We start from the raw sequence: 3,236 nt of genomic DNA, 5'->3' as shown, positions 1-3,236 counted from the left end.
CGGTGCGGTCCCGCCATTGCGACCACTACACCGCGATCGCCGCCCGGCTCGACGCCCCGGCCCGGACCGACTACGAGAAACGGCTTGATCAGGCCGAACTCGAAATGGACAACCTGCGCAATGCGCTGGGTTGGGACCTCGAAACCGGTGCCACGGACCGGGCGTTGGCGTTGGCGTCGGCATTGCAGCCGGTCTGGCTTACCCGGGGTCGAATCATGGAGGGCGCGGCGTGGTTCCGCGTGATACCTACTGAAGGCGACGATGCCATATCGCCCGCGGTACGCGCGCGTGCACTCGCCGACGAAGCCGTACTCAACGTATTCGTCGGCGCCGGACACTCGGCATGCGCACAGCGTGCGGTCGAAATCGCGCGCACACTTGATGATCCCGCCCTGCTCGCCCGAGCCCTCACCGCATGCGGTCTGTCGGCCGGGACCCAATACGACCCCCGAACGGCCGCAACGTATTACTCAGAGGCTATTGCATTGGCCCGGACATTGGATGACCGATGGACCTTGAGCCAGATCCTGGCCTGGCAGAGCAATACCGGTTTGAACACCGGTGACCTGCAGGCCGCACGCGCGGCGGGCGAGGAGGGTCGCGTCATCGCCGACGCGATCGGTGATCGAGGAAACTCGCGACAATGCCGGCTGTCGATCGGCTGGTCACTTCTTGTGGAGGGCAGGATTGTTCAAGCCATCTCCGAGTTCAGAACATTGGTCGCCGACTGCGAGGAAGCGCATGATCACGTCTCCAAGCCGATCGCCATCATGGGTCTCGGCATGTCGCTTGCGTATCACGGTGATTTCGAGGAGTCAACGGCCGTAGCAGACGCAGCGCTGATCGCGGCGTCTGACCTAGGCGAGTACTACCTGGGCATGGCGCACGCGCAATCGTCACAGGTTCGGGTGGCGGCCGGCGACCTGGCGGGGGCTTGCGAGGCCGGTGAAGCGGCCTTTCAAGGCATGCGCGAATCTCAACCGGAGGTGGCTACCGCACAGCGTGTGTTCAACACCGTTCAAGTCGCCCTGGCCCGCGGCGATGTCGCCAAGGCACGGGAACAGGTTGAAGCCGCGATCAGCGTGGCCAAAGGCTGGCACCGGGTGGCGGCGCTGCTGACCCGCGCCCGCGTAGCCATCGCCGAAAATATGCCCGTCGAGGCGGAACGGGACGTCCACGAGGCTTTGAATTGCGCGGTCGACAAGGACGTTTACCTCCATGTCCCCGAAGCATTGGAATGCCTCGCCGGTCTGTCGGTCCGCACTGGCAGTCTCACCGAGGCGGCGCGGTTGTTGGGCGCCGCGCAGGAGCTTCGGGAGCGCATGGGCGTCGTGCGCTTCAAAATCCACGAAGGCGAATACCAGGAATCGGTTGCGGTGCTTCGAAAGGCAATGGACCTCAGCGAGTTTGACGCCGCATGGGCCCAAGGAACGGCACTTTCCATCGAGGAGGCGATCGCTTACGCGCAGCGTGGCCGCGGCCAGCGCAAGCGTCCGGACAGTGGCTGGGGGTCCTTGACGCCGGCCGAGCGTGACGTCGCCCGACTCGTCTGCGAAGGCATGGCGAACAAGGAGATCGCGACGCGGTTGTTCGTGTCGCCCCGGACCGTCCAGGCCCACCTCACGCACATCTACACCAAACTGGGTATCAACTCACGCGTGCAGTTGGTGCAGGAAGCGGCTCGACACGGCTGAGACCGCCATCGGACAGTTGTCCAGCGCCGGACGGTAGTGGCTGCAGCGGGCCGCGTCTTCCGGCAGTGTTCACACCCTGATCACACTGTTCTTGCTGTATCCCGACGCGGTCGGCTACAGTCGCAGGGGAACCAGACACCTGTCCATAATTGACGACGAACGCAGCCCTGTTCGGAGGTGTCGTTGCCAAATGGTCGGCCTAACGGCACAGCAGACCGGAGGACCCTCGAATGACCAGTAGGTACGCGGCCCTGACCCGCGACCAGCTCAGTACCCTCGTGCCCGAACTGCTGCTGATCGGTCAGATGATCGACCGATCCGGAATGGCGTGGTGCATCCAGCGATTCGGCCGCGGGGAAATGCTGCAGATCGCGATCGAGGAATGGGCGGCAGCGAGTCCGCTGTACACCAAACGCATGCAGCGGGCGCTTCGGTACGAAGGTGATGACGTCATCACGATATTCAAGGGCCTGCAACTCGACATCGGCGCTCCGCCGCAGTTCATGGACTTCCGCTACACGGTTCACGACCGCTGGCACGGCGAGTTCCATCTCGATCACTGCGGTGCCCTGTTGGACGTCGAGCCGATGGGCGAGGACTACGTCCGCGGCATGTGCCACGACATCGAGGACCCGACGTTCGACGCCACCGCACTGGCCACCAACCGCCGTGCTCAGGTGCGCCCGATCCACCGGCCGCCGCGAGTGCCTTCCGACCGGCAGCCGCACTGCGCATGGACGGTGATAATCGACGATTCGAACCCCGAAGTGGGTTTCATTCCGGAGTCCGACATCATCGGCCGCAGCAACGCCGCTACAACAGAACTCGACCCCATCGATGAGGGCGAGCCCGGCTTGGCCGATTATTCGGGCCCGCTGCTGTCCGACTTCGACTTCGGGGCGTTTTCCCATTCGGCCCTGGTTCGCATCGCCGACGAAGTCTGTCTGCAGATGCACTTGCTCTACCTCTCGTTCGCGCTGGCAGTGCGCAAGCGCACCGGCGACGACGCCGCACTGGCCCGCTCGATCGCCACCAAGCAGCTCATCGGACTGGCCGGCCTGGCGGCGGAGCGGATCCACCGCGCCCTCGACCTTCCCGGCGGTGCCGAGGGTGCCCTCCAGGTCATGGAGCTGCACCCGCTGTTCAATCCCGCGGCCTATGTATTCGCCGACTTCGAGCGGGACGCGGTGCATCTGCGCGCGTCACCTGCGCACAAGGACGACGCATGGCCGGCGTTGGTCACGCCGGATGCCATCGAACCCCTGCAGGCGATCGCTACCGGCGTGGACCCGCACCTGCGCGTCGAACTGGACGGCACCGCAACGGAATGGACCGCGCACATCTTCGAATCCAGCACCGCGGCAAAGGAATTCGACGAGGTAGCGGTGACAAAGTTCAGCGGCGGCTCGACCTTCGTCTTCCAGCCACGAAAGTCGTTGCCGCTCACGCCCGTTTAGGGCGTCAGACCGGCTCGTCGTTTTCGGGTTTGAGTGGTCTCTCGGGGTGGTGCATGCAGTTGGTGCGGGGGCGTCGGTGGTCGAG

General features: G+C 64.6%; 2 protein-coding genes. Both read left to right on the top strand.

All coding sequences use genetic code 11. The annotated features are described in order from the left end of the window. Window positions 1–1,694, top strand: a 1,694-nt coding sequence (locus A5645_RS17995; RefSeq protein ID WP_155768061.1) for a LuxR family transcriptional regulator, incomplete at its 5' end; no start/stop codon positions are given. Between the two features lie 230 nt (window positions 1,695–1,924). After that, entirely contained in the window at window positions 1,925–3,151 is a 1,227-nt protein-coding gene (locus A5645_RS17990) for a hypothetical protein (RefSeq protein WP_065130541.1), read from the top strand. Window positions 3,152–3,236: the final 85 nt, after the last annotated feature.

This window comes from Mycobacterium asiaticum, from assembly GCF_001673635.1.
GTDB classification, from domain to species: domain Bacteria; phylum Actinomycetota; class Actinomycetes; order Mycobacteriales; family Mycobacteriaceae; genus Mycobacterium; species Mycobacterium asiaticum_C.
The sequence above is the reverse complement of the archived record's forward strand: the minus strand, read 5'-3'. Positions and strand labels throughout refer to the sequence as shown.